The sequence below is a fragment of the Pseudoclavibacter sp. RFBJ3 genome (assembly GCF_002931375.1).
In the GTDB taxonomy this organism is placed as follows: domain Bacteria; phylum Actinomycetota; class Actinomycetes; order Actinomycetales; family Microbacteriaceae; genus Pseudoclavibacter.
In genome coordinates this window covers 114,646-140,177 of sequence record NZ_PSXZ01000013.1, presented here as the reverse complement: position 1 = coordinate 140,177, position 25,532 = coordinate 114,646, and the positions used below count along the sequence as shown (strand labels likewise).

Sequence of the window (25,532 nt, the reverse complement as noted above, 5' to 3'; positions counted from 1 at the left end):
GCGCGGATGCGCCTGGCTCATCCAGGAACGCTGCGGCAGACTGGGGGCATGAGCCGCGCACTGCTGATCGTCGACGTCCAGAACGACTTCACCGAGGGTGGGGCCCTCGAGACAGCCGGTGGTGCCGCCGTGGCCGCTGGCATCACCGAGCACCTCGCGGAGCACGGCGAGGACTACGCGGTCGTCGTCGCCTCGCGCGACTGGCACGACGCCGACAGCGACAACGGTGGGCACTTCCACCCGCAGCCCGACTTCGTCGACAGCTGGCCGGAGCACTGCGTGGCCGGCACGCCGGGCGCCGACTACCACCCCGCGCTCGACACGAAGCTCGTCGACCTCCACATCTTCAAGGGGCAGGGCTCGCCGTCCTACTCGGCTTTCGACGGTGCCACCGCCGAGGGCGAGCCGCTCGCCGAGGCGCTGCGCGCTCGCGGCGTCTACCACCTCGACGTCGTGGGCATCGCGACCGATCACTGCGTGCGGGCATCCGCGCTCGACGCCCACCGGGAGGGGTTCACGGTGCGTGTCGTCGACGGCCTCACCTCAGCCGTGGCCGCAGCGTCCCGCGCGGCGGCTCTCGACGAGCTGCGTGCCGCCGGCGTCACCGTCGAGTAGCGCTCCTGCCCGCGTGCGGGCCAGCTGGCCGGCTCAGCGGGGGAGGAGCAGCTGGTGCTGTGCGAGCTCCCGGTAGAGGGGGACCGTGTCGACGAGCTCGAGGTGCTTGCCGCGGCCGAGCACCTGACCATGCTCGAGGACCACGATCTCGTCGCTGTCCACGACCGTCGACAGGCGGTGGGCGATGACGATGACGCTTCGACCCTCCGAGACCTTGTCGAGGGCGTCGCGCATGAGCCGCTCGTTGGCACCGTCGAGGGCTGACGTCGACTCGTCGAGCAGCAGGATGGGCGGGGCCGAGAGCAGGGCGCGGGCGATCGCGAGGCGCTGGCGCTCGCCGCCGGAGAGCATGACGCCGGACTCGCCGACCTGGGTGTCGAGGCGGTCGTCGCTGCGGTCGAGGACGTCCCCGAGGTTCACCTCGCGGAGCACCTCCTCGCAGGCGACGTCGTCGGCGTCCGGTCGGCCGAGGAGGAGGTTCTCGCGCAGGCTTCCGGCGAGCACGGGCGCGTCCTGCTGCACGTAGCCGAGCTGTGCGCGCAGCTGCTGCCGGTCGATGGAGCGGAGGTCCACGCCGCCGAGGCGGATACTGCCACCCGTGGGGTCGTAGAAGCGCTCGAGCAGGGCAAGGGCCGTCGACTTGCCCGAGCCGGAGGGGCCGACGAGGGCGAGGCGCTCGCCGCGGCGCAGCGCGAAGCTGACGCCGTCGAGCACCAGCGGCGCCTCGACGCGCGCCTGAGCCCCGTCCTCCGCGAAGAGTCGAGCGTCGGGGTCGGACGCGGCCCCCGTCATGGCCGCTGCCATGCCGCCGCGCGACGACTCTCGGCGGATCGTCTCGAGCCGCGCGGCTGCCCGCTCGCGAGCTGCCCGCGCGCGCACGACGTCCTCCGGGTAGTGGAAGGTGACGTCCTCGAACTCCACGGCGGGCGCGTCCGGTGCCCCGCGCTCGTTGGCCGGCCCCTCGAGGACGACCAGCGCCGCCTCGTCGCGGTCGACTGCCCCCTCTTCGGGGATCGCGATGATCTCCTCGATGCGCCCGAGCGCGCCGAGGGCGGTGTTCACCGCGGTGAGGGCGCCGAAGAAGAGGCCGAGCGGCATGATCATCATGAACAGGAACATGATGAAGGCGATGAGGTTCGCGATGCTCAGCTCGCCTGCCGCCACGCGCAGGCCGCCGACGCCGAGTACCGCGATGAGCGCGCCCTGCATGGCGAAGCCCGCGACGGGCACGATGAACGCGGAGATGCGGGCCACGTCGAGGCCACGCTGGTAGGCGCCGACCGCGTCGGTGTCGACGAGGCGCTCCTCGCGTTCGGTCGCGCCGAACGCCCGCACGGTCCTGACCGAGGAAATGGCGCGTTCGACGGAGGCGGTGAGGTCGCCCACCTTCTGCTGGGCCGCGGCGCTGGCCTCGCGGATGCGCATCGACATGCCCACGACAAGCAGCAGGGCCACGACGACGACGGCGAAGGTGATGAGGAACAGGACGCCATCGAGCACGATCATCGCGACGACGGCACCGATGAAGGTGAGGGCGCCGCCGATGGCTTCGACGAGTCCCTGCGTGAGCACGGCCCGGAGCATGGTGGTGTCGCTGCCCACGCGGGAGACGAGGTCGCCCGTCCTGCGGGCGTCGAACTCGGCGACCGGCAGCCGCAGGAGCTTCGCGACGAGGCGGCGTCGCGTGTTGAGCACGATCGACTCGCCCGTGCGCTGCAGGAGGAAGTGCTGGACCCCGTTGGCGATAGCGCCGATGACCACGGCGCCCACGAGCACCCACACGACCCAGGCGGCGATGGTGCCGACCTCGACCTGGCCGATGAGCACGTTCACGAGCAGCGGCTGGGCGAGGCTCAACGCCGAGCTGAGCACGCTGATGGCGATGATGCCCGCCAGCAGCGGCTTGTTGACGAGGAGGTGCGGGAGGAGCTGCTTGAAGGTCGCCCTCGGTGCGCCCGACGCCTCACGAGCCGGTCGCCCGGGGAATCCCCTGCGCTTCTTCTGCGCCGTCTCCCCGCTGCCAACTGCTCCTGCATCCACTGGCTTGTCGCCCAAACTCCTGGCCTTTCGCCCGCAGCGCGCCGAGATGCGCGCACGCCGATGGCGCGCAGTCGTGTGCGCGCACCCGCCAAGGGTACCCGCCCCGACCTGGGGCATCCGCCCCTCCCGGCCCGCTGGGCAGGCAGACGAGAAGGGGCCGTGCATCCGCAGTGGATGCACGGCCCCCGTCGATGAGGCGCGGCGACTACTTCGTGTTGGTCACGTACGCGATGTCGCGGGTCTCCTTGGAGATCAGCAGCGCCACGAAGGTGAGGACCGCGGCGCCGGCGAGGTACACGCCGACCCAGAACGGGCTACCGTCGCCGAACGCCCAGAGCGCGATGAAGACGGTCGGCGCGAAGCCGGCGCCGAAGACGCTCGAGAGGTTGTAGGCGATGGCGCTTCCGGTGTAGCGCACGTTGGCGGGGAAGAGCTCCGGGAGGACGGCGCTCATGGGGCCGAAGGTGAGGCCCATGAGCGTCATGCCGATGACGAGCATTCCCTGCGTGCCGATGAATCCGCCAGCGAGCAGCGGGGTCATGGCGAAGCCGAAGATGAAGATCGCGCCGGTGGTCCAGAGCAGCATCTTGCGGCGGCCGTACTTCTCGGCGAGCGGGCCGGAGACGAGCGTGAAGATGCCGAAGAAGACGACGGAGACGATGAGCATGATGAGGAACTGCTCGCGCATGTAGCCGAGACCTGGCACCCAGGCGGACCGGTCGAACGCCTCACCGGCGGCTTCCGCCTTCGCGGCAGCCTGCTCGGTCGTGGCCTTCGTCCCGAAGGACAGCGTGAACGCGGTCATCATGTAGAAGAGCACGTAGGTGGCGAGCATGATGAACGTGCCCAGGATGATCTGGCGCCAGCTGGTCTTGAACGCTGCGAACAGCGGAACCTTGGAGACCTCGCCTGCGGCGACGACCTTCTCGAACGCGGGCGTCTCGAGGAGGCTGATGCGCACCCAGAGGCCGACGATGACGAGGATGGCGCTGAGGAGGAACGGCACTCGCCAGCCCCAGGCGAAGAAGGTCTCGTCGCTCATGAAGTGGGAGAGCAGCACGAACAGCAGGTTGCCGAGGATGAAGCCGATGGGGGCGCCGAGCTGCGGGAAGGTGCCGTAGATGGCGCGCTTGTTCGCCGGGGCGTTCTCCGTGGCGAGGAGGGCCGCGCCGCTCCACTCGCCGCCGAGGCCGAGGCCCTGGCAGAAGCGCATGATGACGAGCAGCGTCGGCGCGAGGATCTCCCAGCCGGGCGTGAGCGCCGTCGGGAGGAGCCCGATCGCGAAGGTGGCGATACCCATCGTGAGGAGCGTCGCGACGAGGGTGCCCTTGCGGCCGATGCGGTCGCCGAAGTGGCCGAAGAGGATCGACCCGATGGGGCGAGCGATGAAGGCGACGCCGAAGACGGCGAACGAGGCGAGGAGTGCCGTCGTCTCGTTGTCGTTCGGGAAGAAGAGGGCCGGGAAGACGAGGCTCGCGGCGGTCGCGTAGATGTAGAAGTCGTAGAACTCGATCGAGGTTCCGACGAGGCTCGCGGTGAGGACCTTGCCGCGGGAGTTCTTGACCTCGAACTCCTCGACGGACGCTCCGGTCTTGGTCTTGCTGGGGGATGACACGTTGCTCCTGAGACAGCTGGCTCGCTGGTGAGTCGCGGTTTCGGTGCGGGTTGCGCGGTGCTTGAGCTCAGAGCAGCGGTGGGTGGAACGCGTCGGACCGTGCGGATGCGAGGTGGATTGACGCGTGCTCGGTCGGATGCTTGTGGCTTCCGGCCGAGACGAGGTTACACGTCATTCGTCGCTTTCGCTGGCCCACTACCCAATCGTGGGCCGCATGAGGTATGCGGTTCCGGCTGTGCTCAGCTGGCGGCGTCGTCGTTCGGCAGCTGGGGAAGCTCGCTCATGATGTGACCCATGCGCTGGACCTTGGTGGTCAGGTAGGCGAGGTTCGCGTCTTCACGCCCCACCTCGAGGGGCACGCGCTCCTCGACTGTGATGCCGTGCGCTTCGAGGGCCTCGGCTTTGGCGGGGTTGTTCGTGAGCAGGCGGATGCGGGAGATGTGGAGGTCGTCGAGCATCCGGGCGGCTGCCGTGTAGGCACGGCTGTCGGCGGGGAGACCGAGCGCGAGGTTCGCATCCACCGTGTCGAGCCCCTGTTCCTGCAGGGCGTAGGCGCGGAGCTTGTTGAGGAGTCCGATGCCGCGGCCCTCGTGGCCGCGGAGGTACAGCACGATGCCGCCGTCGCGACCGATCGCCTCGAGGGAGGCGTCGAGCTGCGGCCCGCACTCGCACTTCAGCGAGCCGAAGGCCTCACCCGTGAGGCACTCGGAGTGAACGCGCACGATGGCGCCGTTCTCGGGCTCACCGGAGATGATCGCGAGGTGCAGCTGCCCGTCGGCGTCGTCGGTGTACGCGCGGAAGCGCAGGACCCCGTGGCGCGTGGGGATCGAGGTCTCGGCCTCGAAGGTGACGGAGGAGGTGGGTGCGTCGCTCATGGAATCGCCTTCGCTCAACGACCGGTCAGGCGCGAGAGCGCGCCGAGTCGGTAGCCGAGGCCCCAGGCGAACACGCGCCAGACGGCCTCGACGATGATGTCGCTCGACATCTTGGATGCGCCTTCCTGGCGCTCGACGAACGTGATGGGCACTTCGCTCACGCGAATGCCGGAGCGTTCGAAGAGCCAGGCCATCTCGATCTGGAAGCAGTAGCCGGCGCTCTTGATGCGGCCGAGGTCGAAGCCCTGGAGGAGGTCGACGCGGTAGCCGCGGTAGCCGGCGGTGATGTCGCGGATCTTGCTCTGCAGCAGCACGCGGGCGTAGATGGACGCGCCGCGGGAGAGGATCTGGCGCTGGAGGGGCCAGTTCTCGGTGCGCCCGCCGGGCATCCAGCGGGTTCCGATGACAAGGCCTGCGCCAGCATCGAGCGCGTCGATCATCTCCGGCAGTCGCTCGGGCGGGTGCGAGCCGTCGGCGTCGAACTCGAAGACGTAGGTGTAGCCGCGCTCGGCTGCGAGCGCGAAGCCCTCGAGGTAGGCGGTGCCGAGACCGAGCTTGCCGGCGCGGTGCAGCACGGTGACGCGCTCGTCGGCCGCGGCCATCTCGTCGGCCATGTCGCCGGTGCCGTCTGGGCTGTTGTCGTCGACGACCAGCACGTGGATACGCGAGTCCGCCCCGAGAACACGGTCCACGATGGAGCGGACGTTTTCGCGTTCGTTGTAGGTGGGGATGATGACGAGCGTTTCGGGCATTGCGTCATCCTAGCGCGGAGATTCGGCAGAAATGGTGCGATCAGCTGGGGTGTGGGAAGTGCCCAGCTCGCCTCTCAGGGAACTGGCGAGGTCAGCGTCTCGGCTTGGGGAAGCCGACGCGGGCGTAGACCTCGTCGAGCGTCGTGAGGGCGAGTTCGCTTGCCCGCTCTGCGCCGCGCTCCAGGATGCGGTCGAGCTCGGCGGGGTCGGCCAGGAGCTCGTTGGTGCGTTCGCGGATGGGAGCGAACGTCGACTCGACGAGCTCGGCGAGGCCCTTCTTGAGGTCGCCGTAGCCGCCGCCCGCATACTGCGCCGTGATCTCGTCGATCGACGACCCTGAGAGGACGGAGGCGATGGTGAGGAGGTTCGACACCCCTGGCTTGGTCTCGCGGTCGAAGCGGATCTCGCCGTCGGCGTCGGTCACCGCGCGCATGATCTTCTTGCGCGTGACCTTCTCGTCGTCGAGCAGGCGGAGGAGGCCAGCGTCCGACTCCGCCGATTTCGACATCTTGGCGGTTGGGTTCTGCAGGTCGTAGACCTTCGCGGTCTCCTTCATGATGTGCGGTTCCGGCACGACGAAGGTGTCGCCGAAGCGCGAGTTGAACCGCTCGGCGAGGTTGCGGGTGAGCTCGATGTGCTGGCGCTGGTCTTCGCCGACGGGCACGGACGCGGCCTGGTAGAGCAGGATGTCTGCGGCCATGAGCACGGGGTAGGTGAAGAGGCCGACGGTCGTCGTGTCTGCGCCGTACCGCTGCGACTTGTCCTTGAACTGCGTCATGCGGCTGGCCTCGCCGAAGCCCGTGATGGTGGACAGCACCCACTGCAGCTGCGCGTGCGCGGGCACCGCCGACTGCACGAAGAGGATCGACTTCTCGGGGTCGATGCCTGCCGCGATGTATTGCGCCGCCGTCACCCGGGTGCGCTCGAGCAGCGAGCTCGGTTCGAAGGGCACGGTGATGGCGTGCTGGTCGACGACGCAGTAGATGGCCGTGAAGTCCTCCTGCATGGGCACCCAGTTGCTGAGCGCGCCGATGAAGTTGCCGAGGTGGAGCGAGTCGGCGGAGGGCTGCATGCCGGAGAAGAGCACTGGCTTGGTCATCAGGAGATCCTCGAGGTCGTGCGGTTGGTCGTGCGAGTGGGGTGGGCCGGTGCGGGCGGATGCGGGGCGATGACCCCGGAGGTCAGAACGTGTAGTCGACGACGACGGGCGCGTGGTCCGACCAGCGGGTGTCGTAGCTGGCGGCGCGGTCGACGGCGTAGGAGACGGCGCGCTTGGCGAGCTCGGGGGTCGCGACCTGGTAGTCGATGCGCCATCCGGTGTCGTTGTCGAACGCCTGGCCTCGCTGCGACCACCACGTGTATGGGCCTTCGACCTCGCCGGTGAGCGCGCGGCCCACGTCGACGTAGCCGAGCCCGGTGCCGGTGCTGCCGTCTGCGCCTTCGACGCTCGCGCCGTGCTCGCCGAAGATGCGGTCGAAGTAGGCGCGCTCGCGGGGGAGGAAGCCGGCCCGCTTCACGTTGCCCTTCCAGTTCTTGATGTCGAGCTTCGTGTGGCCGACGTTGAGGTCGCCGACGATCAGCGAGTGGGCGCTGTGCGCCTGCAGCTCGGGGAGCCTCGCGCTCATGGCGTCGAGGAACTTCCACTTCTCGTCCTGCTTCGGGGTGTCTGCCTCGCCGGAGTTGACGTAGCAGCTCACTACCGTGAGCGGGGTGCCGTCGATGTCGAAGTCGGCTTCGAGCCAGCGGCCCGCCGAGTCGAAGTCGTCCGGGCCGAGCTCGGTGCGGACGGCGCTGATCGGGATTCGGGAGGCGATGGCGACGCCGGCGCGGCCCTTCGCGGTCGCCAGGTGGTCGTGCAGGTCCCAATCGGACGTGTCGATGAGCTTGTGCAGCTCTTCCGTGGGGGCGCGAACCTCCTGCAGTGCCAGGATGTCGACCTCGCGTTCGGCGAGCCACTCGCCCATGCCCTTCTTGTAGGCGGCACGGACTCCGTTGACGTTCACTGACGCGATGCGAATGGTTCTTGGCATGCGCTCGAGTCTAGACGGGACCACCGACACGGGAACTCGGCGTCGCCGGTCGCCTGTCCCCTGGCGCCGCTCAACTGGGGCGCGTCGTCTAGACGCGTCCGCCTTGGAATCGGCGTCGCTGCGCCTCGGCTTCGATCCTGCGCTGCTCACGCAGGAGAGCCCGGTACTCGGCCATGGCCTTCCACCGGAAGAACCGAGGTGCCGCGTTGAGTCGCTCCCGAGACTCGATCACCTGGGTCGCGATCTTCTCGCGCTCGGCACGGAGGATCGTGTCGGACGATTCCTCGCGGGCCTCCTTGGCGGTGAGGAGCCTCGGGGAGGCACCGATGTCGTCCATCGTCACCTTGACCCACGCCGCGGTGAGCAGGAGCACGGTGCAGAGCAGGTTGAGGAAGATCATGAGGCCGAGGAGCACGGCGAAGGACGCGACGAGCGGATTGCTCGTGGCGCCGCCGATGAGGGCCGTCGAGACCTGCTTCAGGATGCCGATGATGATCGCCCCGAGGAAGGCGGCGAAGAACAGCGAGCGCGTGGGGATGCGCAGGCCCGCGAGGATGCGCAGGATGCCGGCTAGGACGACGGTGTCGAACGCGAGGAGGATGAGGATCGTCACGATGCGGATGACGACGAGCGCGAACCCGCTCGACTCGTCGATGCCGACCGTCTCGAGCAGCGACGAGAGGAAGGTCGAGGAGAGCACCGTGAGCGCGGTCGAGATCGCAAGGGCCACGGCGAACGCGAGGAGGAAGCCGAGGTCGACGAGCTTCTGGACGACGAAGCTCCGCTTGGTCGCGACGGGGACGTCGAAGATCGTCCGGATGCCCGTGCGCGCCTGCCCGAGCCAGCCGAGCGCGGTGCCGAGGGTACCGATGAGGGCGATGGCACTCGCCCAGCCGAAGGCTCCCGTGCTCTCGAGGAGGCTCGGGTCGATCGCACCCTGCTCGCCGATGAGCCCGGGCAGGGATGAGTTGAGCACTCCGATGAGCCCGTCGCGGAGCTCGGTGTTCGTCGCGAGGAAGATGCCGGCGACAGAAAAGAGTAGCCAGATGCCCGCGAAGATGGAGAAGATAGCGGAGTAGGCCATGCCGCCGGCGAGCACCGAAGCACTTCTCGCCCCGAAATGGGCGAAGACTCGGGCGGGGCGGGTAGCTTGGGCCCAGGCGATCAGTGCTTGCATGCGCTCGCCGAACGGCGCCTCCGGGGGGAACTTCGGAAACGGCGGCGCGAAAGTGGAACTGCGCGAACTCTTGGTTGAGTCTTGCTCGGTCACGGTCGAAGCCTACGTTGCTGTGCCGATACGCTGTCTGAGTTACCAGCACGAAGGAGTTGCTATGAAATACACGGGGTTTGGCGTCGGGACCGGCGTCGCTTTCGGTGAAGTCCTGCGCATGCCTGATCCGCTCCCCGAACCGGCCGACGAGCGCGCCACCGGCGACGCCGCGACCGAGTACGAGCGTGCGATCGCCGCACTCCGTGAGACCGGCGAGGCGCTGACCGCTCGCGCAGCGACCGTCGACGGCGCGGCGAAGAACGTGCTGGAGTCGCAGGCCATGATGGCTGCCGACCCGTCGCTCGCCGACAGCATCAAGGCGGCCACCGAGGGTGGCAAGACCGCCGAGCGTGCCGTCTTCGAGTCCTTCTCCTCGTTCGCCGAGATGCTCAAGAGCCTCGGCGGCTACCTGGCAGAGCGCGCCACCGACCTGGGTGACGTCTCGCAGCGCGTCATCGCCCTGCTCCGCGGCGTTCCTGCACCCGAGGTGCCGTCGAGCGACACCCCGTTCATCCTGGTCGCGCACGACCTCGCGCCCGCCGACACGGCCAAGCTCGACCTGTCGAAGGTGCTCGCGCTGGTCACCCGTGACGGCAGCCCGAAGGCGCACACCGGCATCCTGGCGGCCGAGAAGGGCCTCCCCGCGGTCGTCGCGGTCAAGGAGGCCGACAGCCTCCGCGACGGCGAGACCATCGTCGTCGACGCGGCCAAGGGCCAGGTCATCACCGAGCCGTCCGCCGAGCGCATCGCGGAGGCCCAAGCCGAGATCGACCGCGTCGCGGCGATGAAGGCCGCCCCGGTCGAGCCTGGCGAGCTCGCCGACGGCACCCCCGTGCAGATCCTCGCGAACATCGGCAAGCCCGTGGATGCGGAGCGCGCGGCAGCGCTCGGCGCCGAGGGTGTCGGCCTGTTCCGCACCGAGTTCCTCTTCCTCGACAGCGACACGGCCCCGTCGGTGGAGAAGCAGACCGCCGACTACACGGCGGCGCTCGCCCACTTCCCCGGCAAGAAGGTCGTCGTGCGCGTGCTCGACGCCGGTGCCGACAAGCCCCTCGCGTTCCTCACCGAGGCCGACGAGCCCAACCCGGCACTTGGCCTTCGCGGCATCCGCGTCCTCATGAAGAAGGAGCAGATCCTCCGCGACCAGCTCCAGGCGCTTGCCAACGCGCAGGCCGCGACCGAGGCGAAGGTCTGGGTCATGGCTCCCATGGTCTCCGACGCGCACGAGAGCGAGCACTTCACGGCGCTGGCTCGCGAGTACGGCCTCATGACGGCTGGCAGCATGATCGAGGTTCCCTCGGCTGCGCTCCTGGCCGAGCAGATCCTGGAGACGAGCGACTTCGTCTCCGTGGGCACCAACGACCTCACGCAGTACACGCTCGCGGCCGACCGTCTCCTCGGCAGCGTCGCGGCGTTCCAGGACCCGTGGCACCCTGCCGTGCTGCGCCTCATCGAGCGCATCGGCGAGGCGGGTGAGCACCACCAGAAGAACGTGGGTGTGTGCGGCGAGGCCGCGGCCGACCCGAACCTGGCGATCGTGCTCGTGGGTCTCGGCGTTCGCTCGCTCTCCATGGCTCCTCCCGCGTTCGTCGAGGTCCGCGCCGCGCTCAAGCGCGTCACGCTCGAGCAGGCGAAGGAGATCGCGCACCTCGCGATCTTCGCGAAGTCGGCCGAGGGTGCGAAGGGGCGCGTCGTCGACGCGCTCGCGACGCGTGGTGTCATCACGACGGCCGTGCCGGTCGTCGAGGCGTAGGCCTCACTCTGCAGGCGCTGTCGGTTCACCGGCGGGCGTCGCAGGTGTCGAGCGGGGCGCATCCGGATTCTTCCGGATGCGCCCCGCTTCTGCGTGCGCGGGGGTTCCGCATCCGACGGCTCGGCGCTATAGTTGTACACAATCTAATAACGACGGAGCGTGCATGCCTGATCCCGGCCCCGTGGCCGCTCTCGAACGTGTCACGGTGCGATACGGGGCGGGTGCGCCAGCGCTCGACGGCATTGACCTGCAGATCCGGCGGGGCGAGATCCTCGGCATCGTGGGGGAGTCCGGCGCCGGGAAGTCGACGCTGCTGCGGCTCCTCGATGCCGACGAGACGCCGAGCGAGGGGACGGTGCTCATCGAGGGCGCCGACCCGTCTGCGATGCGCGAGCGCGAGCGTCGTGGCCTGCGCCGCCGAATCGGGATGGTCTTCCAGAGCTTCAACCTGCTCGCGAACCGGACGGCGCGGCAGAACGTCGAGCTCCCGCTGCGGCTCCAGCGGCGCAAGGATCCGGCGTTCGTCGACGAGCTGCTCGACTACGTGGGTCTCGGCGATCGCGGCGGCGACTACCCGGCTCAGCTCTCGGGCGGGCAGAAGCAGCGCGTCGCCATCGCACGCGCGCTCGTGACGCGGCCGCCGCTGCTGCTCTGCGACGAGCCGACCTCGGCGCTCGACGAGCGGACGACCAGCGACATCCTGCGGCTGCTCGCCTCGACGCGCGAGGATTTCGGCACGACCATCGCGCTCGTCACCCACGAGCTCGCCGCAGTCAAGGCCATCTGCGACCGGGCCGCGATCCTCGACCGGGGCCGCCTGCAGGGCATCGTCTCGGTCGAGCACAGCGCGCGCGACGACCGCGGCTCCTATGCCGAGCACGCGAAGCGGATGCTCGAGTCGTGATGGAGCTCATCGACAGCATCGTCTCCTCCCTGACCGGCAACGTCGACGCGATCGGCCAGGCCCTCGCCGAGACCGGGTACATGCTCGTGTTCTCGCTCGCGGCGGCGGTTGTGCTCGGGCTACCGCTCGGCGTCCTCATCTACCTGACGCGGCCGGGTGGGGTGCGCGAGCATCGTGGTCTGTGGCGGATCGCCAACCTCTACGTCACCGTCGTCCGGTCGTTCCCCTTCCTGCTGTTCGTGGTGTTCCTCATCCCGCTCACGCGCCTCGTGTTCGGCACGACGTTCGGCACGCAGGCGGCGACGTTCCCGCTGTGCTTCGTGGGCGTCGCGATCTACGCGCGCCTCGTCGAGCAGATCCTGCTGGAGGTGCCCTCCGGGGTGATCCACGCCGCCAGGTCCATGGGCGCCGATACTGGGCAGATCATCACCCGCTTCCTGTTCGTGGAGGCGCGCAGCGGGCTCGTCTACGCGCTCACCTCGGCCGCCATCAGCCTGCTCTCGTACTCGACGGTGCTCGGTGTCGTCGGGGGCGGAGGGCTCGGCGACTTCGCCCTGCGCTACGGGTACCAGGAGTACGACTACCCGCTCATGTACACGACCATCGTCATCGTCATCGTCTGCGTGCAGCTCCTCCAGACCGGGGGCCACCGGCTCTCGGTCGCCCTCGACCGCCGCTGACTCCCCGTCGGACGACGCCCATCCGCCTCCCGTACGACCCGAAAAGGAACCAACCGCCATGAGACCTCGCCTCCGCTCGATCGGCGCCGCACTGGCTGTCGGCTCCCTCGCCCTCCTGACCGCAGGGTGCTCTCCGTCCGCCGGGGAAGCGGGTGGCGACGTCGTCACGATCAAGGTCGCCGCGACGGTCACGCCCATGACGGATGTCGTCGAGGCGGCGGCCGAGGTCATCGAGGAGGGCTACGAGATCGAGCTGGTGCCCGTCTCGGACTACGTGCAGCCGAACGTGCTCGTCGAGAACGGCGAGATCGATGCGAACTTCGTGCAGTTCGTGCCCTTCATGGAGGAGTTCAACACGAAGAACGACGCCTCGCTCGCCGGGGTGAAGCCGATCTACTCGACGGTCGTGGCGTTCTACTCGAAGACCCTCAGCTCGCTTGACGAGCTGCCGCAAGGCGGCAGCGTGGTCATCCCGAACGACAGCGCGAACGCGGCACGTGCCCTGCAGCTGCTCGCCGACCAGAGCATCATCACGCTCGACCCGAGCGTCGAGCGGTTCACCGCGAAGGTCGCCGACATCACGGAGAACCCGCGCGAGCTGACGATCACGCAGGTCGACCTGCTGCAGCTCAACACGGCGTACGAAGAGGCGGATGCCGTCTTCAACCTGCCCTCGTTCGCGCGCCAGCTGGGGCTGACGCCGGTCGACAACGGTCTCGCCGTCGAACAGGACCCTCAGTTCGCCGTGACGCTCGTCACGCGCGAGGACATGCTCGGAACGCCCGAGATCGCGGCGCTCGAGAAGGCGTTCACGAGCGACCACGTGCGGGAGACGCTCGAGTCGCTTGACGTGCCGCCGGCGTTCTAGATATCCCGCGAGCGGGCGGGCGCCACGAACTCGCGCAGCAGGATCGAGGCGTTGTGCCCGCCGAAGCCGAAGGAGTTCGAGAGCACGGTTCGGATGCGCGCGGGGCGGGCCTCGCGCGCCACGACGTCCAGCTCTGGGAACTCGGGGTCGTTGAGGTTGAGGGTCGGTGGAATCAGGGAATCGCGCATGGTGAGCAGCGAGATGACGGCCTCGAGCGCGCCCGCGGCGCCCAGCAGATGCCCGGTCGCGGACTTGTTCGCGGTGACGGGCACCTCTCCGAGGCGGGCGCCGAGCAGCTCGCGCAGGGCGGCGGTCTCCATGGCGTCGTTCAGCGGCGTGCTCGTGCCGTGCGCGTTGACGTGGTCGAGCTGGCCGGTGCTGAGCTTCGCGTCGTCGAGGGCGGAGCGCATGGCGGCGATCGCGCCGCTCCCGTCCGGCCTCGGCGCCGTCGGATGGTAGGCGTCCGACGTCGCACCGTATCCCGCGATCTCGCCCAGGATCTCCGCGCCCCGCGCAAGTGCGCTGGTCTCTGACTCGACGAGGAGGGCGGCCGCTCCGGCCGACATCACGAAGCCGTGGCGTCCGCGGTCGAAGGGCCTGCTGGCGGTCTCGGGCGCATCCTCGTGGCCGAGCGCGAGGGCGCCGAGCGTGGCGTTCACGGCCAGGTTGACGCGGTTGAGGCAGTCGTCGGCCGCGACCACGAGCACCGCGTCGGCGTAGCCGTGTCTGATGGTGCGCATCGCCTCGCCGAGCGCGACGGTGCCGCTGGCGCACGTCGCCGAGAGCCCGGCACTCGCCCCGCGCGCGCCGTAGCGTTCGCTGAGGTACGCGGCTGCCGCGTCGGGGCCGCCGTACACGACGACGCCAGGCGGCACCCGGCGAGGGCCTGAGGCATCCAGGATGCGCGCGGCATCCTGGGTGAGCGAGACGGGTCCCGAGCCGGTTGCGATGGTGACGGCGAATCGGCTGGCATCGAACGGCAGGGTGCCAGGCATGATGCCGGTGGCGCGCATCGCCTCGTCGGCCGCCGCCACAGCGTAGTGCGCGTGCCGGTCGAGTCTCGCGATGTCCCGCTTGGGCAGGTGGGAGGCGGCGTCGAAGCCGCGCACCTCTCCGGCGACGCGCACGGCGAGGTCGGAGACGTCGACGCCGGCGATGCGGTCGATGCCGCTCTTGCCGGAGACCAGCGACGACCAGGTGCTCGCCACGTCGAGCCCGTTCGGTGTGACGGCTCCCATGGCGGTGACGACGGCGCGGTTCATAGCCGGTCCGTGTCGCCCGACTCGACGAGCGCGAGGACGGCGGCGCGGCGGATCTTCCCGCCGGCGGTCCTCGGCAGGACGCGGGCACGGTAGAGGCGGTGGGGGACGAACTGCGGCGCCAGGTGCGCACGCAGGTGCGCGAGCATCCGCGCCTTGGCGGGCAGCGACTCCGCCTCGCCCTCGACGACGACGGCCACGATCGAGCCGAGCGTGGCGTCTGGGAGGGCGACGGCACAGCACTGCTCGCAGTCGGGCAGGGATGCGAGCGCGCGTTCGACCTGGGGCAGGGACACCTTGTGGCCCCCGGAGACCGCGACGTCACCTGCACGGCCGAGCAGCTGGATGCGCCCGCCCGCGAACGAGGCGAGGTCGCCGACGCTGGCCCAGCCGTCGGCGTCCGTGATGCGCTCTGCGCTCGTCGCGGCGAGGTAGCGCTCGACGGCTGAGCCGACCCTGATGTTGAGCGTGCCCGTCTCGCCGGTGGGCACCTCCGCACCAGATTCGTCGCGCACGCTCACCTCGACGCCGCCGAAGGGCGTGAGGCTCGTGCCGTCGCCCGCGTCGCTGTACCCGATGAAGCCGATCTCGGAGGCGCCGTAATAGCTGCGCAGGTGCGCCGTCGGGAGCGTCTCCTCGAAGCTGCGGCGGATGTGCTCCGGCTGGTTCGCACCGCCAGTGATGACCTCGAGCAGGGAGTCGAGCGGCTGCTCGGCGCGACGCGCGGCCTGCAGGATCGCGAGCAGCATCGCGGGCACGCCGACGAGGCGCTCGACGCGGTCGGTCGAGATGGTCCGCGCGGTGGCCTGCGCGTCGAAGCGGCTCTGCAGGAAGAGGGAGCCGCCGGTCGCGAGGACCTCGACGAGCGCGTAGAGCGTGAGGCTGTAGGAGAGCGGGCCCGGTGCGATCGTCGAGCGGCCGTCCTCGACGCCGAGGTACCTGCGGCTGATGTCCACATTATGGTCCCAGCTGCCCCGGGTGCGCAGGAAGCCCTTGGGGAGGTCGGTCGTGCCCGAGGTGAACAGCAGTAGGAACGGCTCGTCGCGGTCTCGGACCTCGGGGCCAGGCGCCGAGTCGCCTCGCTGAGCGAGGGCATCCGCCGCCACCGAGTCGAACGTGGCGAGGGAGACGACGGTTCCGGTGAAGGAGGAGGCCCGGAGGCGCTCCTCGAAGCTGGGGTCGTCGGTGATGACCAGTGCGGGTTCGACGCGCTGCAGGATCTCGAGCCGGTGCTCGAGCGGCCACAGCGGGTCGAGGACAGCGGCGACGGCCCGGAAGCTAATGGTGCCGGTGAGGAGCCGCGCCGCGTCGATCGCGCGCGACAGCGAGACGGCCACGATCGGCACGCCTCGTGTCTCAGCCGACGAGGCGCCGAGCGCGACGGGTTCGGACGAGCCGAGGATGGTCTCCACCCCCGCGCGCACCGCTGCGCACGAGCGGGAGAGCTGACGGTAGGTGAGCTGCTCCCCGTCGCCGGCGAGCGCGATGCGATCGGGCCTGAGGGCGGCGGTGTCGATGAGCGTGCGGGTGAGTGGCACCAGTCGAGTCTAGGACGTGCCCCTGGCCGGCTGCGTGGGGAGCCAGCCAGGGGCACGTCGATCGGGTGGCTAGTCGAGCCCGCCGCGGAAGCGAGTGATGTACGCGGCGTGGTAGGCGAGCTCCTGGGTGACGCGCTCTGCCGACCAACCGGCCGCATCCGCCGCGACGGCCGCCGACTCCTCGGCGACGGAGACGGCGAGGTCGCCCTCGAGGCCGACCATCGTGCGCCGATGCAGGATGTCGCTGAGGTGCACGGCGCTCTCCTGCTCGATGGCGAACACGATCTCAGCGGCGACGATGGCGGAGGGGCCTTCGCCGATGACCGCCGCGAGCTGCGTCCTCTCCGCGGCGAGGGCGGCGATCTCGAGGGCGCGGGCGCCGTAGACGCGCACGAGGCGGTCGGAGATCGCCTCGTCCCACGGGAGCTCGCGCCTGAGGTTCGTGCGCCGCAGGGACGTGCTCGGCCACTTGCTCCAGGATGCGCCGGGCAGGGTGGCCTTGGCCGCGCCGGAGGCGGGCAGCTTCCGCCCGAGGAGCTTGTCGGCGATGAGGTCGACGGTCTCCTTCGCGAGGCTGAGGTGCGGCGTGAGCTTGCCGCCGACGATGCTCACGAGGCCCAGGCGGTCGTCGTGGGCGGTGATGATGTGGCTGCGCGAGATGGCACCGGTCTTGGCGGCGTCGACGAAGGGCAGGGGGCGGACTCCGGTGTAGCTGTAGAGCACGTCGGCCTTGGTGAGCTTCGCCTGTGGGATGACGAGGTTCGTCTCCTTGAGGATGTACTCGACCTCCGTCGCGGTGCCGCGCGCCTTGCCCGGGTCGCCGTCGAAGCGGTCGTCGGTCGTGCCGATGAGGTACTTGCCGTTCCAGGGGATGACGAGGATCGCGCGGTTGTCGGTGAACGCCTCGTAGTAGATGGTGGCGGTCGGGGCGCCCGGGAACTCGTCGACGACGAGGTGCGTGCCGGTGGTGCCACCGATCTGCCGCTTCACTCCCGCGGGCAGGGAGAGCTCGTCGAGCCAGGGGCCTGCCGCGTTGACGACGGTCTGGCCGCGCACCGTGAAGCGCTCGCCGCTCGTCAGGTCGGTGGCCTCCACTCCGGTCACGGCGGTGCCGTCGCGGACGAGGCTGTCCACGCTCGTGTAGTTCGCGACGCGCGCGCCAGCGTCGCTTGCGCTCAGGATCGTCTCGAGCACGAGTCGCTCCGGGTACGCGATCTGCGCATCGTAATAGTGGAGTCCGCCGCCGAGGCCTCTGCGGCGGAGGCCGGGGAACTCGGTGGCGAGCTCCTTCACGCCGAGGTGCCGATGCGACGGCAGCGATTTCTGGAGGGAGAGCACGTCGTAGAGGATCATCCCGATCCGGAACATCCAGCCGGGGAGGTGATTGTGCTTGTAGAGCGGCACGATGAAGGGCATGGGCTCGATGAGGTGCGGCGCGATGTGGAGGAGGGCCTCGCGGTCGTGGAGCGACTCGTAGACGAGGGGGATCTCCCCGTGCTCCAGGTAGCGGAGGCCGCCGTGGATGAGGCGGGAGTTCCAGGCGGACGTGCCCTCGCCGAAGTCGCTGCGTTCGAGGAGGGCGACGCTCAGGCCGCGCATGGCGGCTTCGCGGGCGACGGCGGCGCCGTTGATGCCGGCGCCGACGACGATGACGTCGAAGGTGCGGCTCGCGAGTTCGCGTGGGCTCGCACGCGGGAGTCCGCGGTGGAGGGAAGTGCTCGGCGTCGTTGCCATGGTGCTCCTGACCCGGTCGTGCGGCCAGGCCGCGAAACGAAGTTGTACGTACATGTTCGCACAGGATTAGACTTGCGGCGAGTGCGCTGCTGAGAGTGTGCTCGACGACCCTGAACGCCACGACTACGGAGGAACAGCGATGACGCTGCCAGCCATGATGATCGGTCACAGCTCGAAGTCCTACGCGACCCTCGCCGACACGCGAGCCTGGGTCGCCGAGGTCGTGGGCGAGCTGAGGGGGAGTCCCCGCAGCGGCGACGGCATCTTCCTCTGCGCGCCCGACCCGGTCATCTCGATCGCAGGCAACGCGCTCGACGAGATCGGAGCGCAGGTCGGGGCGCAGGATGTCTCGCCCTTCGGTCTCGGGGCCTTCACCGGCGAGACGGCGGCCGAGGTGCTGTCGGAGGTCGGTGCGACGCTGGTCATGGTCGGGCACCCCGAGCGCGCGAAGCTCCTCGGCGAGACCCTCGCCGACGTGCGAGAGAAGTGCCGTGCCGCATCCGACGCGGGAGTGGTCCCCATCCTGATCGCCGGGGAGCCGGAACGGGGTGAGGCGGCCAGGTCGATCATCGACCGGCAGCTGACGGAGGCGTTCGCGGATGTTCCCGGCGACCGGCCGATCGTCGTCGCCTACGAGCCGAGCTGGGCGATCGGGCAGCCCGAGCCGGCCCCCGGCGACTACGTGGCGGCCACCATCGCGCATATCCGCGGGCAGCTCGCCGGTCGCTCGGGGGACGTGCGCATCCTCTACGGCGGCAGCGCCGGGCCGGGGACCTTCGCCGCCATCTGGGATGCCGCGGAAGAGCTCGGCGCGGGGCACCCCGATGGCGTCTTCCTCGGACGCTTCGGCCTCCGGGCGGCAAGCTTCATGGAAACCGTCCGCGAGGTGCGAGCGGTGCAGGACCAGCTGGTGATCGATGCGCCGCGCATCGATCGCGGGTAGGGTGCTGGTCATGTCGAGTCCCGAGTCAGACAGGTCAGGGGCTGCCGGTCACACCGCCAGCCCCGCGAACCACTAGTCGTACCGCCCCGCACGCTGCGGGTGCGAGTCCGCTCTCCCGGGCAGCTGGCCGTGGTGACAGGAGTTCCCTCTCTTGATCGCTCACCTCGGAGTCCTCGATGCCTGCTGCCCTGTATCTGCTCGCCCTGGCCGTCTTCGTCATGGGCACATCCGAATTCATGCTCGCGGGTCTCCTTCCCGCGATAGCCGCCGACCTCGACGTCTCCGTCGGCACCGCGGGTCTCCTGACCTCGGCCTTCGCGATCGGCATGGTCGTCGGCGCGCCCGCTATGGCGGCGTTCGCGCGACGCTGGCCACCGCGTCTGACGCTCATCGTCTGTCTCTGCGTGTTCGCGGGATGCCACGTCGTCGGCGCGGTGGCGACGACGTTCCCGCCTCTGATCGTCACGCGGGTGCTCGGTGCGCTCGCGAACGCGGGGTTCCTCGCGGTAGCCCTCGGCGTCGCCACCACACTCGTTCCGCCTGACCGGAAGGGGCGTGCGCTGTCGATCCTGCTGTCCGGCACGACGATCGCCACCGTCGCTGGCGTGCCCGCGGGCGCTCTGCTCGGCACCGCGCTGGGGTGGCGCGCGACGTTCTGGGGGATCGCGATCCTCTGTGTCCCCGCCCTCATCGGGATCGTCCGGGGCATCCCGCAGAGGAACGCTCGGGACGAGGCGAGCGGCGTCGCGCCGAGTCTGCGCGCCGAGCTCGCTCAGCTGGCGTCACCGAGGCTCCTGCGAGCGATGGGGCTCGGCGCGCTCATCAACGGCGGCACCTTCGCGGCGTTCACGTTCCTGGCACCGGTGGTGACCGACACTGCGGGGCTCGACGAAGGGTGGGTTCCTGTCGCGCTGGTGCTGTTCGGTGTCGGCTCGTTCCTCGGCGTCACGATCGCGGGTCGGATGTCCGATCAGCGACCCGGCCTTGCCCTCGGCGTCGGCGGCCCCCTACTGCTGGCCGGATGGATCGCGATGGCCTGCGGCGCCACCCACCCTGCGTTGCTCCTCGCCCTGGTCCTCGTGCTCGGGGTGCTCTCGTTCGGAGTCGGCAGCACGCTCATCGCCCGAGTCCTGTACGAAGCCTCCGCAGCGCCCACGATGGCCGGCTCCTACGCGACCGCTGCCCTCAACATCGGGGCGGCCGCCGGACCGGTACTCGGTGCGCTCGGGCTCGCACTGGGGGTGGGGGCGCTCGCGCCAGTCTGGGTCGCCTCAGCGCTCACCGCCGTCGCGCTCCTCGTCATGATCCTCTCGCGAGCCTGGACGCCGCGGGCGAGCACGGCGTAAGCCGCCGTGACGGCGTCCGCCTCGGTCGCCTGGTGCTCCGAGAAGGCGCCTAGATCCAGGGTTTGGCGGGCGGCGCGGTGTCGAGTGGCCGGCCCTGGAAGTCTGCGGCCGCAACTCCCGACAGCGACCGACCAGTTGCCCATGCGAGCAGGTCGGAGAGCGTGCCGGAGACCCGCAGGTCCGTGTCTCGGACCCCTGGCCCGCATTCGGCCGAGGCCCACGGGTGGAACGCGCTCCGGTCATCCGTCGCCACGGCACTGACGAAGTGGTCGTGACGAGCCCAGGTGTCCAGGACCTCCTGCAGGATGCGTCGCTGGAGGACGGCGGGGACGTCGCTCGGGGTGACTCCGGCGTCGAGGTCGATGAGGTGCATCCACAGCTCGCGGGTTCTCAGCTCCAGCGTGTCCCTCACCGCGAGTGGCGACCCGCGTCCGTCCCGGACCTGGTAGTCCCAGCGGTCCTCGGGGAGCGCGGACCAGGCGGCCTCGAAGCTCCGCGCCTCCGCCGCCGAGAGTCGTGCCAGCTGCGCGGCGGTCAGCTGAGACCCGGCCTCGATCTCTGCATCGCGTGCCGCTCGGGATTCGTACATGGGGTTCCGAGACCCAGTCGCCGCCCAGTCCACGAGGCGAGCCAGCGCGCGTGCGTTGTAGGCCACGTGCGCGATGACATGGGCGCGCGTCCAACCGGGGAGGAGCGAGGCGTCCCGCAGATCCCCGGCGTCCAGGTGAGAGAGGGCTTCGTCGAAGCGTGCTTGCGCATGGAGGACTTCTCGCAGACCCTCCGCTGTCTCGCCAGGAGTGCCGGGAGCTTGCCTGCCCCCGGTCGGGGGTGTGCTCTGGGCGGTCGCATCGGACACGTTCATCTTGCTCCTGCTCTCTTGTCTCTGATCGTCGTGGGAATCGGAGCCGGGCCGCCAACGGCGGAGCTCCGCGAGTCGTAGCTGAGCTCTCCGCCCAGTACTGTCGCGACGACCTCGATCGCCGAGATATCCGTCGCCGAGATCGGCGAGGACGCGAGCACGGTCATGTCGGCGAGCTTGCCGACCTCGAGGGTGCCCTTGTCTCGCAGCTGCCCCGTTGCCTTAGCGGCCCACTCCGTGTGCGTCCGCAGTGCTTCTTCCGGCGTGATTCCCTCGCGCGTCCCGAGGATCTCGCCGCCCGCGGTGAGGCGGTCCACGGCTGACTGCATGCCTCTCCTGAGATTGTTGTCTGCCACTGGCAGATCCGACGAGCCGGTGAGGATCCCCCCGGCATCGATGATCGACCGCCCACGGTAGAGCCAGTCGCGGCGTCCTGCCCCGACCCGCTTGAGGATCTGGTCGCCGAGGGGCCCGATGAACCCTGCTTGAGGGGTCACGGCGATTCGCAGGCGCCCGGCGCGTGTGACCTGGTCTGGTCGGGCGATCCCGAAATGCTCGATCCTGCACGGCGCCGGGAGGGGGCCGTAGAGCGAGTGCGCTTCCTCGATCAGGTCCAGAGCGAGGTCGATGGCGGCGTCGCCGATGGCGTGCAGCGCAAGCGGCCAGCCCGAGCGGTAGATGGCGAGCGCCTGCTCTCGGTAGTGCGCAGGCTCATCGAGCAGGTACCCGCGATTGTGGTCGTGCCCGCAGAAGTCCTCGGTCACGGCTGCCGTCGCGCCGAGCAGTGACCCGTCCAGGAACACCTTGACGTGCCCGAACCGCACCTCGTCGGTCCCGAAGCCGAAGCGCACGCCCAGATCGAGGCCCCTCCCCTCGCCATGGCCGTGGAAGTCGGCTGGGTGCGCGCGGAGCGGACGGAGGGCGTCTGCGGCCGGCATGAGCTGAGCGCGAGCGTGCAATGAGCCTCGCTCGGCCGCGGCCTGGTAGGCGGCCACCTCGACAGGGCTGTGCCCGATCCAGCCGCCGCCGACGCCGGCCTCGGAGAAGCTGGTGATGCCCTCGGCGGCGTACCTGGCGGTTGCAGCTTCGATCGCGTCCACGAGCACATCCTGCGAATAGGGCATGAGCAGTGCCTGGACAAGGCCTTGCGCTGCCTCTTCGAGCACACCGGTCGGTGCACCGCTCTCGTCCAGGAGGACAGCTCCGCCTGCTGGCGGTTCGAAGCCGTCCCGGAAGACGCCGATCCTTCGAAGCGTCTCGGTGTTGACGATGGAGGCGTGTCCAGACGTGTGGCGCATGGAGAGCGGGTGATCACCGGTGATCTCGTCGAGCCGCTCGAGGCTGGGGTATCTGCCGTCATAGCGAGCCTGATTGAAGCCCGTCACGTGGATCCAGGCGCCAGGCTCGTCGTCGACCGCAGCGACAGCTGCCTCTATCGCGCCGTACAGGGATGCGTAGGTGGGGCTGTCGCCGGCGTCGACCGCCCCGAGGCTGAGCCCCCACCATGCTGTGTGGCAGTGCGCGTCGATGAATCCCGGGGTGATGCAGGCGTCGCCGAAGTCGATCTCCTCGCGAGCACTGATGCCGGTGAGGTCCTGGTCGAACCCGACGATGCGTCCGTTGAGGATTCCGACGCAGCTCGCCTTCGGTCGCGCCCGGTCCATGGTGAGGATCTCGTGGGCTCGGATCTTCACGTCGATGTGCATGGTGCTCTCTCTTCCCTGTTGCTCGTTACTCGCCCTGATCCGCGCGACGAGGTGCTAGTGCTTGAACCCCGGAAGGCTGACGCTGAAGCGCGGCGCGATGGCACCGCAGACGGCAGTGATGATCGAGATGAGTGCCAGCATGAGGGCGGCGGGCCACCAGGAGTCATTGGCCGTCGCGACCAGTCCCGTGACGATGAGCGGGACGAAGCCGGCCACCATGGCGGCCGTGTTGTTCGCCACCGCCACGCCCGTGTACCGGGTTCTCGCGGGGAAGAGTCCGGTCAAGACGGCTCCCGTGCCGGCGTAGGGGAACGACAGGGTCGACACGGCAAGCACCATCGCGAGGATGACCAGGGTCGGGATACCTGAGGTGAGCAGCATGAAGGCGGGAATCGCCACGATCGCGGACGCGATTCCGCCCCAGAAGATGACGCGGCTGGAGCCGAACCGCGCCCCGAGCCTCCCGGCCCAGACGATCACGAAGATCTCCGCCGTGGCGGCGGCGATCGTCCCGAGAAGCATCAGCCACGGTTCATAGCCGAGCACGTTGACGCCGTACCAGACGCAGAAGGTGGTGACCAGGTAGAAGCCGCCCATGCCGAGGAGCGAGGCACCCAGTCCGACGAGGATCTGGCGCCAGCTGTGCTTGAACGTCGTCCGGACCGGCGTCGGCGCTGTCTCGCCGGCCGCCTCGAGCTGGCGGAAGACCGGTGATTCTTCGAGTCGGCTGCGGATGTAGATGGCGATGAGCAGCAGCGGAAGGGAGAGCAGGAACGGGATCCGCCAGGCCCACGAGTCGAAGTTCTCCTGCGTGAAGAAGAACGTGATGAGGAAGAACCCGCCTGACGACAGGATCGTTCCGATCGGAGAGCCGATGAGGGGGATGACCGCGTAGCGCGCCCGCAGGTGCAGGGGAGCGTTCTCGACGACGAGCGTGAGCGCTCCCGACCATTCACCTCCCACGAAGAGCCCCTGGACGACGCGGAGGAGCACGAGCAGGATCGGGGCTGCGATGCCGATCGCCGCGTAGGTGGGCAGGATGCCGATGAGCCCGGTGATGAGGCCGATGCCGATGATGGTGATCATCAGCGTCTTGCGTCTCCCGATCCGGTCGCCCATCGCCCCGAAGATGATGCCGCCGAGCGGGCGGGCGGCGACGCCCACACCAAACGTGGCGAACGAGGCGAGCGCTGCTGCGCTCGCGTTCTCGTTGGTGAAGTACTGCACGTTGAAGACGAGCGCAGCGGCTGCGCTGAAGAGGAAGAAGTCGTAGTACTCGAGTGCGGTGCCGACAAGTGCGCCGATGGCGACCTTGTTGGCGTCTCTTGAGCTCAGCTCTTGTACTGCGCTGTACTCGATCGTTGCTGTCGGTGCGTGGTGGCTCATGATGATCTCCAGTGAGGATCTGGCCGGCAACCGCCGTATGCGGGGGCCCACAGGAAGCCTCCCAGGAGGTTCGTCATCATTTCGGGGGCATCGGCTCCCATCTTGCTCCCCAAATCAGTGCATCTGCACATAATGTGGAGGTCATGACCTCACCCTCCCCTTCGGGGATCTCCCGACATCCCCGAACGGAGGACCGCGAGCGCTGGCTCGCGATCATCGACCTGATCGAGGTGCCGCAGCTTGTCGAAGCGTTCATGGACCTGATCTTCACCATTCCCGGCTACGCCTCGTCATTGGTGCCGCGATCCGAGATTCGCAGGACGGCGACCCAGGCGTTCGATGCGATGATCGACGGGCTCAGGGAGGGTGGCCTGCCGGACGTGGTCGAGGTGGCCAATCGTGTCGGTGTCTCACGCGCCCGTGCGGACGTTCCGCTCAGTTCCCTGATGTCGGCCATCCACGCCGATTTCCAGGTGCTCTGGGAGGCCGTGACTCGGACCGCGTCCCCCTCGGACGCGGGCCTCATCGTGCGGCACACGGCCGTCGTCATCCGAACCGTCGACGAGTACGCCCACCGGGCGCAGCGCGCGTACGTCGCCGAGCGTGAACGCATGCAGGGCGAGGCGTCGGCGGTGCTGCAAGGCCACATCGCGAGTCTCTTCGAAGGGGCTCCGGCGAACGATCGGCTCCAGGCTGTCGCCGCGCATCTCGGTGTGCAGGTCTCGGCGCCTCTGCTCGTGTGCGCCGCCGTGGGGTCGGACACGGAGGCGCTGCGTCTGCTGCTCGCGGACTTCGATCGGGTCGGCACGCGATTCTTCACGCATACGGTCGCCGACGGGATCATCGCCTTCGCGCCACGGAGTCCGTGGGGTGACCGGACTGCTGCATCCGCCGCCCAGCTCCAACGCCTGCGGGAGCACCGGGGTGGCCTGGTGGAGGCTCGTCGCGGGCTCCCCGAGCTCGGTCAGACTGCTCAAGTCGCTCTGTCTCTCGCTCGTCTGCTCGGCCCAGACGAGGTCGATGCTCTGACGTGGGAGCGGGGGTGGGCGCGTTTCGCGAAGCGCGCAGTCGTCGATGCGGGGGTGCCGCTCCTGGCGGATGTCGATGCGGCGCTCGCTCGCTGCGGCCCCTCTGAGCAGACTCGTCTACGGGAAGCGGTCGTGAGCTATCTGCGGACCGGGAACATCAGCGCGTCGGCGGCAGAGCTCTTCTGCCACCGGAACACGCTCGGCAATCGCCTGCGGCGGTTCGCCGAGGTCACGGGCCTGGACCCGATGCTGCCCGGCGATGCCGCACGACTCGTCGTGGCCTGGAGCTAGGACTTCGTGCGAGAGACCTTGTCCGGAGCCGACGGTGCCG

21 protein-coding genes are annotated in these 25,532 nt (G+C 69.4%); 8 read left to right on the top strand and 13 right to left on the bottom strand.

The features are described 5' to 3' along the window. Positions 1-48 precede the first annotated feature (48 nt). Positions 49-615, top strand: coding sequence for an isochorismatase family protein (locus C5E07_RS12780; protein WP_104299709.1), 567 nt, complete (start codon positions 49-51; stop codon positions 613-615). 33 nt (positions 616-648) lie between these two features. On the opposite strand, the gene C5E07_RS12775 is transcribed toward C5E07_RS12780, so the two are convergent. The 7 genes from C5E07_RS12775 to C5E07_RS12745 all read right to left on the bottom strand — a co-directional run bounded on the left by C5E07_RS12775 (position 649) and on the right by C5E07_RS12745 (position 9,026). Next, positions 649-2,670 carry an ABC transporter ATP-binding protein gene (locus tag C5E07_RS12775; RefSeq protein ID WP_258063935.1) on the bottom strand — a complete coding sequence of 674 codons (2,022 nt, stop codon included), beginning with the start codon at positions 2,668-2,670 and terminating at the stop codon, positions 649-651. 190 nt (positions 2,671-2,860) lie between these two features. Continuing rightward, positions 2,861-4,270, bottom strand: a complete 1,410-nt coding sequence (locus C5E07_RS12770; RefSeq protein WP_104243140.1) for an MFS transporter — start codon at positions 4,268-4,270, stop codon at positions 2,861-2,863. 239 nt (positions 4,271-4,509) lie between these two features. Continuing rightward, entirely contained in the window at positions 4,510-5,145 is a 636-nt protein-coding gene (ribA, locus tag C5E07_RS12765; protein ID WP_104299707.1) for a GTP cyclohydrolase II, read from the bottom strand. Positions 5,146-5,159: 14 nt separating this feature from the next. Next, positions 5,160-5,897 (bottom strand): polyprenol monophosphomannose synthase, encoded by a 738-nt coding sequence (locus C5E07_RS12760; RefSeq protein ID WP_104243135.1) that lies wholly within the window; start codon positions 5,895-5,897, stop codon positions 5,160-5,162. A 91-nt stretch (positions 5,898-5,988) separates the two neighbouring features. Further along, positions 5,989-6,996, bottom strand: coding sequence for a tryptophan--tRNA ligase (gene trpS / locus C5E07_RS12755; RefSeq protein ID WP_181058015.1), 1,008 nt, complete (start codon positions 6,994-6,996; stop codon positions 5,989-5,991). An 82-nt stretch (positions 6,997-7,078) separates the two neighbouring features. Further along, positions 7,079-7,927: an exodeoxyribonuclease III gene (locus tag C5E07_RS12750; RefSeq protein ID WP_104299705.1), complete on the bottom strand. Its 849-nt coding sequence runs from the start codon at positions 7,925-7,927 to the stop codon at positions 7,079-7,081. Positions 7,928-8,015: 88 nt separating this feature from the next. Further along, a complete protein-coding gene (locus C5E07_RS12745; RefSeq protein WP_181063553.1) occupies positions 8,016-9,026 on the bottom strand; it encodes a YihY/virulence factor BrkB family protein in 1,011 nt (336 codons plus the stop codon). Between the two features lie 232 nt (positions 9,027-9,258). Here C5E07_RS12745 and ptsP point away from each other — a divergent pair, with 232 nt between their 5' ends. From ptsP to C5E07_RS12725, 4 genes are all read left to right on the top strand, one after another. After that, positions 9,259-10,950 carry a phosphoenolpyruvate--protein phosphotransferase gene (gene ptsP, locus C5E07_RS12740; RefSeq protein ID WP_104243127.1) on the top strand — a complete coding sequence of 564 codons (1,692 nt, stop codon included), beginning with the start codon at positions 9,259-9,261 and terminating at the stop codon, positions 10,948-10,950. A gap of 163 nt (positions 10,951-11,113) precedes the next feature. Then, on the top strand, positions 11,114-11,854 hold the full coding sequence (locus tag C5E07_RS12735) for a methionine ABC transporter ATP-binding protein (protein WP_104243125.1): 741 nt from the start codon (positions 11,114-11,116) through the stop codon (positions 11,852-11,854). Further along, positions 11,854-12,534, top strand: a complete 681-nt coding sequence (locus C5E07_RS12730) for a methionine ABC transporter permease (protein ID WP_104299703.1) — start codon at positions 11,854-11,856, stop codon at positions 12,532-12,534. Before C5E07_RS12735 ends, C5E07_RS12730 begins: the two co-directional genes overlap by 1 nt. Before the next feature lie 58 nt (positions 12,535-12,592). Then, complete coding sequence (locus C5E07_RS12725) at positions 12,593-13,402, top strand: MetQ/NlpA family ABC transporter substrate-binding protein (RefSeq protein WP_104299702.1); 810 nt, start codon at positions 12,593-12,595, stop codon at positions 13,400-13,402. Here C5E07_RS12725 and C5E07_RS12720 read toward each other — a convergent pair. From C5E07_RS12720 to C5E07_RS12710, 3 genes are all read right to left on the bottom strand, one after another. Continuing rightward, positions 13,399-14,664 (bottom strand): beta-ketoacyl synthase, encoded by a 1,266-nt coding sequence (locus C5E07_RS12720; protein WP_104299701.1) that lies wholly within the window; start codon positions 14,662-14,664, stop codon positions 13,399-13,401. The two genes, C5E07_RS12725 and C5E07_RS12720, sit on opposite strands and share 4 nt — an antisense overlap. Then, positions 14,661-16,199 (bottom strand): class I adenylate-forming enzyme family protein, encoded by a 1,539-nt coding sequence (locus tag C5E07_RS12715; protein WP_104299700.1) that lies wholly within the window; start codon positions 16,197-16,199, stop codon positions 14,661-14,663. The genes C5E07_RS12720 and C5E07_RS12715 overlap by 4 nt, the downstream gene beginning before the upstream one ends. 69 nt (positions 16,200-16,268) lie before the next feature. Then, entirely contained in the window at positions 16,269-17,933 is a 1,665-nt protein-coding gene (locus C5E07_RS12710) for a glycerol-3-phosphate dehydrogenase/oxidase (RefSeq protein WP_104299699.1), read from the bottom strand. Positions 17,934-18,072: 139 nt separating this feature from the next. On the opposite strand from C5E07_RS12710, the gene C5E07_RS12705 reads away from it, so the two are divergent. Both C5E07_RS12705 and C5E07_RS12700 read left to right on the top strand, forming a co-directional pair. Beyond that, positions 18,073-18,876, top strand: coding sequence for a triose-phosphate isomerase family protein (locus C5E07_RS12705; protein ID WP_146080594.1), 804 nt, complete (start codon positions 18,073-18,075; stop codon positions 18,874-18,876). Between the two features lie 176 nt (positions 18,877-19,052). After that, entirely contained in the window at positions 19,053-20,222 is a 1,170-nt protein-coding gene (locus C5E07_RS12700) for a Cmx/CmrA family chloramphenicol efflux MFS transporter (RefSeq protein WP_104299697.1), read from the top strand. Between the two features lie 49 nt (positions 20,223-20,271). Here C5E07_RS12700 and C5E07_RS12695 read toward each other — a convergent pair whose 3' ends face one another. Genes C5E07_RS12695 through C5E07_RS12685 form a run of 3 tightly spaced genes read right to left on the bottom strand, consistent with a single transcriptional unit; the run spans position 20,272 to position 24,173 of the window. Continuing rightward, the gene (locus C5E07_RS12695) at positions 20,272-21,084 is read right to left on the bottom strand and encodes a maleylpyruvate isomerase family mycothiol-dependent enzyme (protein WP_104299696.1); all 813 of its coding nucleotides are present in this window, start codon (positions 21,082-21,084) and stop codon (positions 20,272-20,274) included. Further along, positions 21,081-22,787, bottom strand: a complete 1,707-nt coding sequence (locus C5E07_RS12690; RefSeq protein WP_104299695.1) for an amidohydrolase — start codon at positions 22,785-22,787, stop codon at positions 21,081-21,083. Before C5E07_RS12690 ends, C5E07_RS12695 begins: the two co-directional genes overlap by 4 nt. A 54-nt stretch (positions 22,788-22,841) precedes the next feature. Then, positions 22,842-24,173, bottom strand: coding sequence for an MFS transporter (locus tag C5E07_RS12685; RefSeq protein WP_104243106.1), 1,332 nt, complete (start codon positions 24,171-24,173; stop codon positions 22,842-22,844). Positions 24,174-24,316: 143 nt separating this feature from the next. Between C5E07_RS12685 and C5E07_RS12680 the strand changes: the two genes are divergently transcribed. Next, on the top strand, positions 24,317-25,492 hold the full coding sequence (locus C5E07_RS12680) for a CdaR family transcriptional regulator (protein ID WP_104299694.1): 1,176 nt from the start codon (positions 24,317-24,319) through the stop codon (positions 25,490-25,492). Positions 25,493-25,532: the final 40 nt, after the last annotated feature.

Coding starts and splice junctions, on each gene's coding strand:
- C5E07_RS12780 (WP_104299709.1), top strand. CDS start 49: ATGAGCCGCGCACTGCTGATCGTCGACGTCCAGAACGACTTCACCGAG.
- ribA (WP_104299707.1), bottom strand. CDS start 5,145: ATGAGCGACGCACCCACCTCCTCCGTCACCTTCGAGGCCGAGACCTCG.
- C5E07_RS12760 (WP_104243135.1), bottom strand. CDS start 5,897: ATGCCCGAAACGCTCGTCATCATCCCCACCTACAACGAACGCGAAAAC.
- trpS (WP_181058015.1), bottom strand. CDS start 6,996: ATGACCAAGCCAGTGCTCTTCTCCGGCATGCAGCCCTCCGCCGACTCG.
- C5E07_RS12750 (WP_104299705.1), bottom strand. CDS start 7,927: ATGCCAAGAACCATTCGCATCGCGTCAGTGAACGTCAACGGAGTCCGT.
- ptsP (WP_104243127.1), top strand. CDS start 9,259: ATGAAATACACGGGGTTTGGCGTCGGGACCGGCGTCGCTTTCGGTGAA.
- C5E07_RS12735 (WP_104243125.1), top strand. CDS start 11,114: ATGCCTGATCCCGGCCCCGTGGCCGCTCTCGAACGTGTCACGGTGCGA.
- C5E07_RS12730 (WP_104299703.1), top strand. CDS start 11,854: ATGGAGCTCATCGACAGCATCGTCTCCTCCCTGACCGGCAACGTCGAC.
- C5E07_RS12725 (WP_104299702.1), top strand. CDS start 12,593: ATGAGACCTCGCCTCCGCTCGATCGGCGCCGCACTGGCTGTCGGCTCC.
- C5E07_RS12720 (WP_104299701.1), bottom strand. CDS start 14,664: ATGAACCGCGCCGTCGTCACCGCCATGGGAGCCGTCACACCGAACGGG.
- C5E07_RS12710 (WP_104299699.1), bottom strand. CDS start 17,933: ATGGCAACGACGCCGAGCACTTCCCTCCACCGCGGACTCCCGCGTGCG.
- C5E07_RS12705 (WP_146080594.1), top strand. CDS start 18,073: ATGACGCTGCCAGCCATGATGATCGGTCACAGCTCGAAGTCCTACGCG.
- C5E07_RS12700 (WP_104299697.1), top strand. CDS start 19,053: ATGCCTGCTGCCCTGTATCTGCTCGCCCTGGCCGTCTTCGTCATGGGC.
- C5E07_RS12695 (WP_104299696.1), bottom strand. CDS start 21,084: ATGAACGTGTCCGATGCGACCGCCCAGAGCACACCCCCGACCGGGGGC.
- C5E07_RS12690 (WP_104299695.1), bottom strand. CDS start 22,787: ATGCACATCGACGTGAAGATCCGAGCCCACGAGATCCTCACCATGGAC.
- C5E07_RS12685 (WP_104243106.1), bottom strand. CDS start 24,173: ATGAGCCACCACGCACCGACAGCAACGATCGAGTACAGCGCAGTACAA.
- C5E07_RS12680 (WP_104299694.1), top strand. CDS start 24,317: ATGACCTCACCCTCCCCTTCGGGGATCTCCCGACATCCCCGAACGGAG.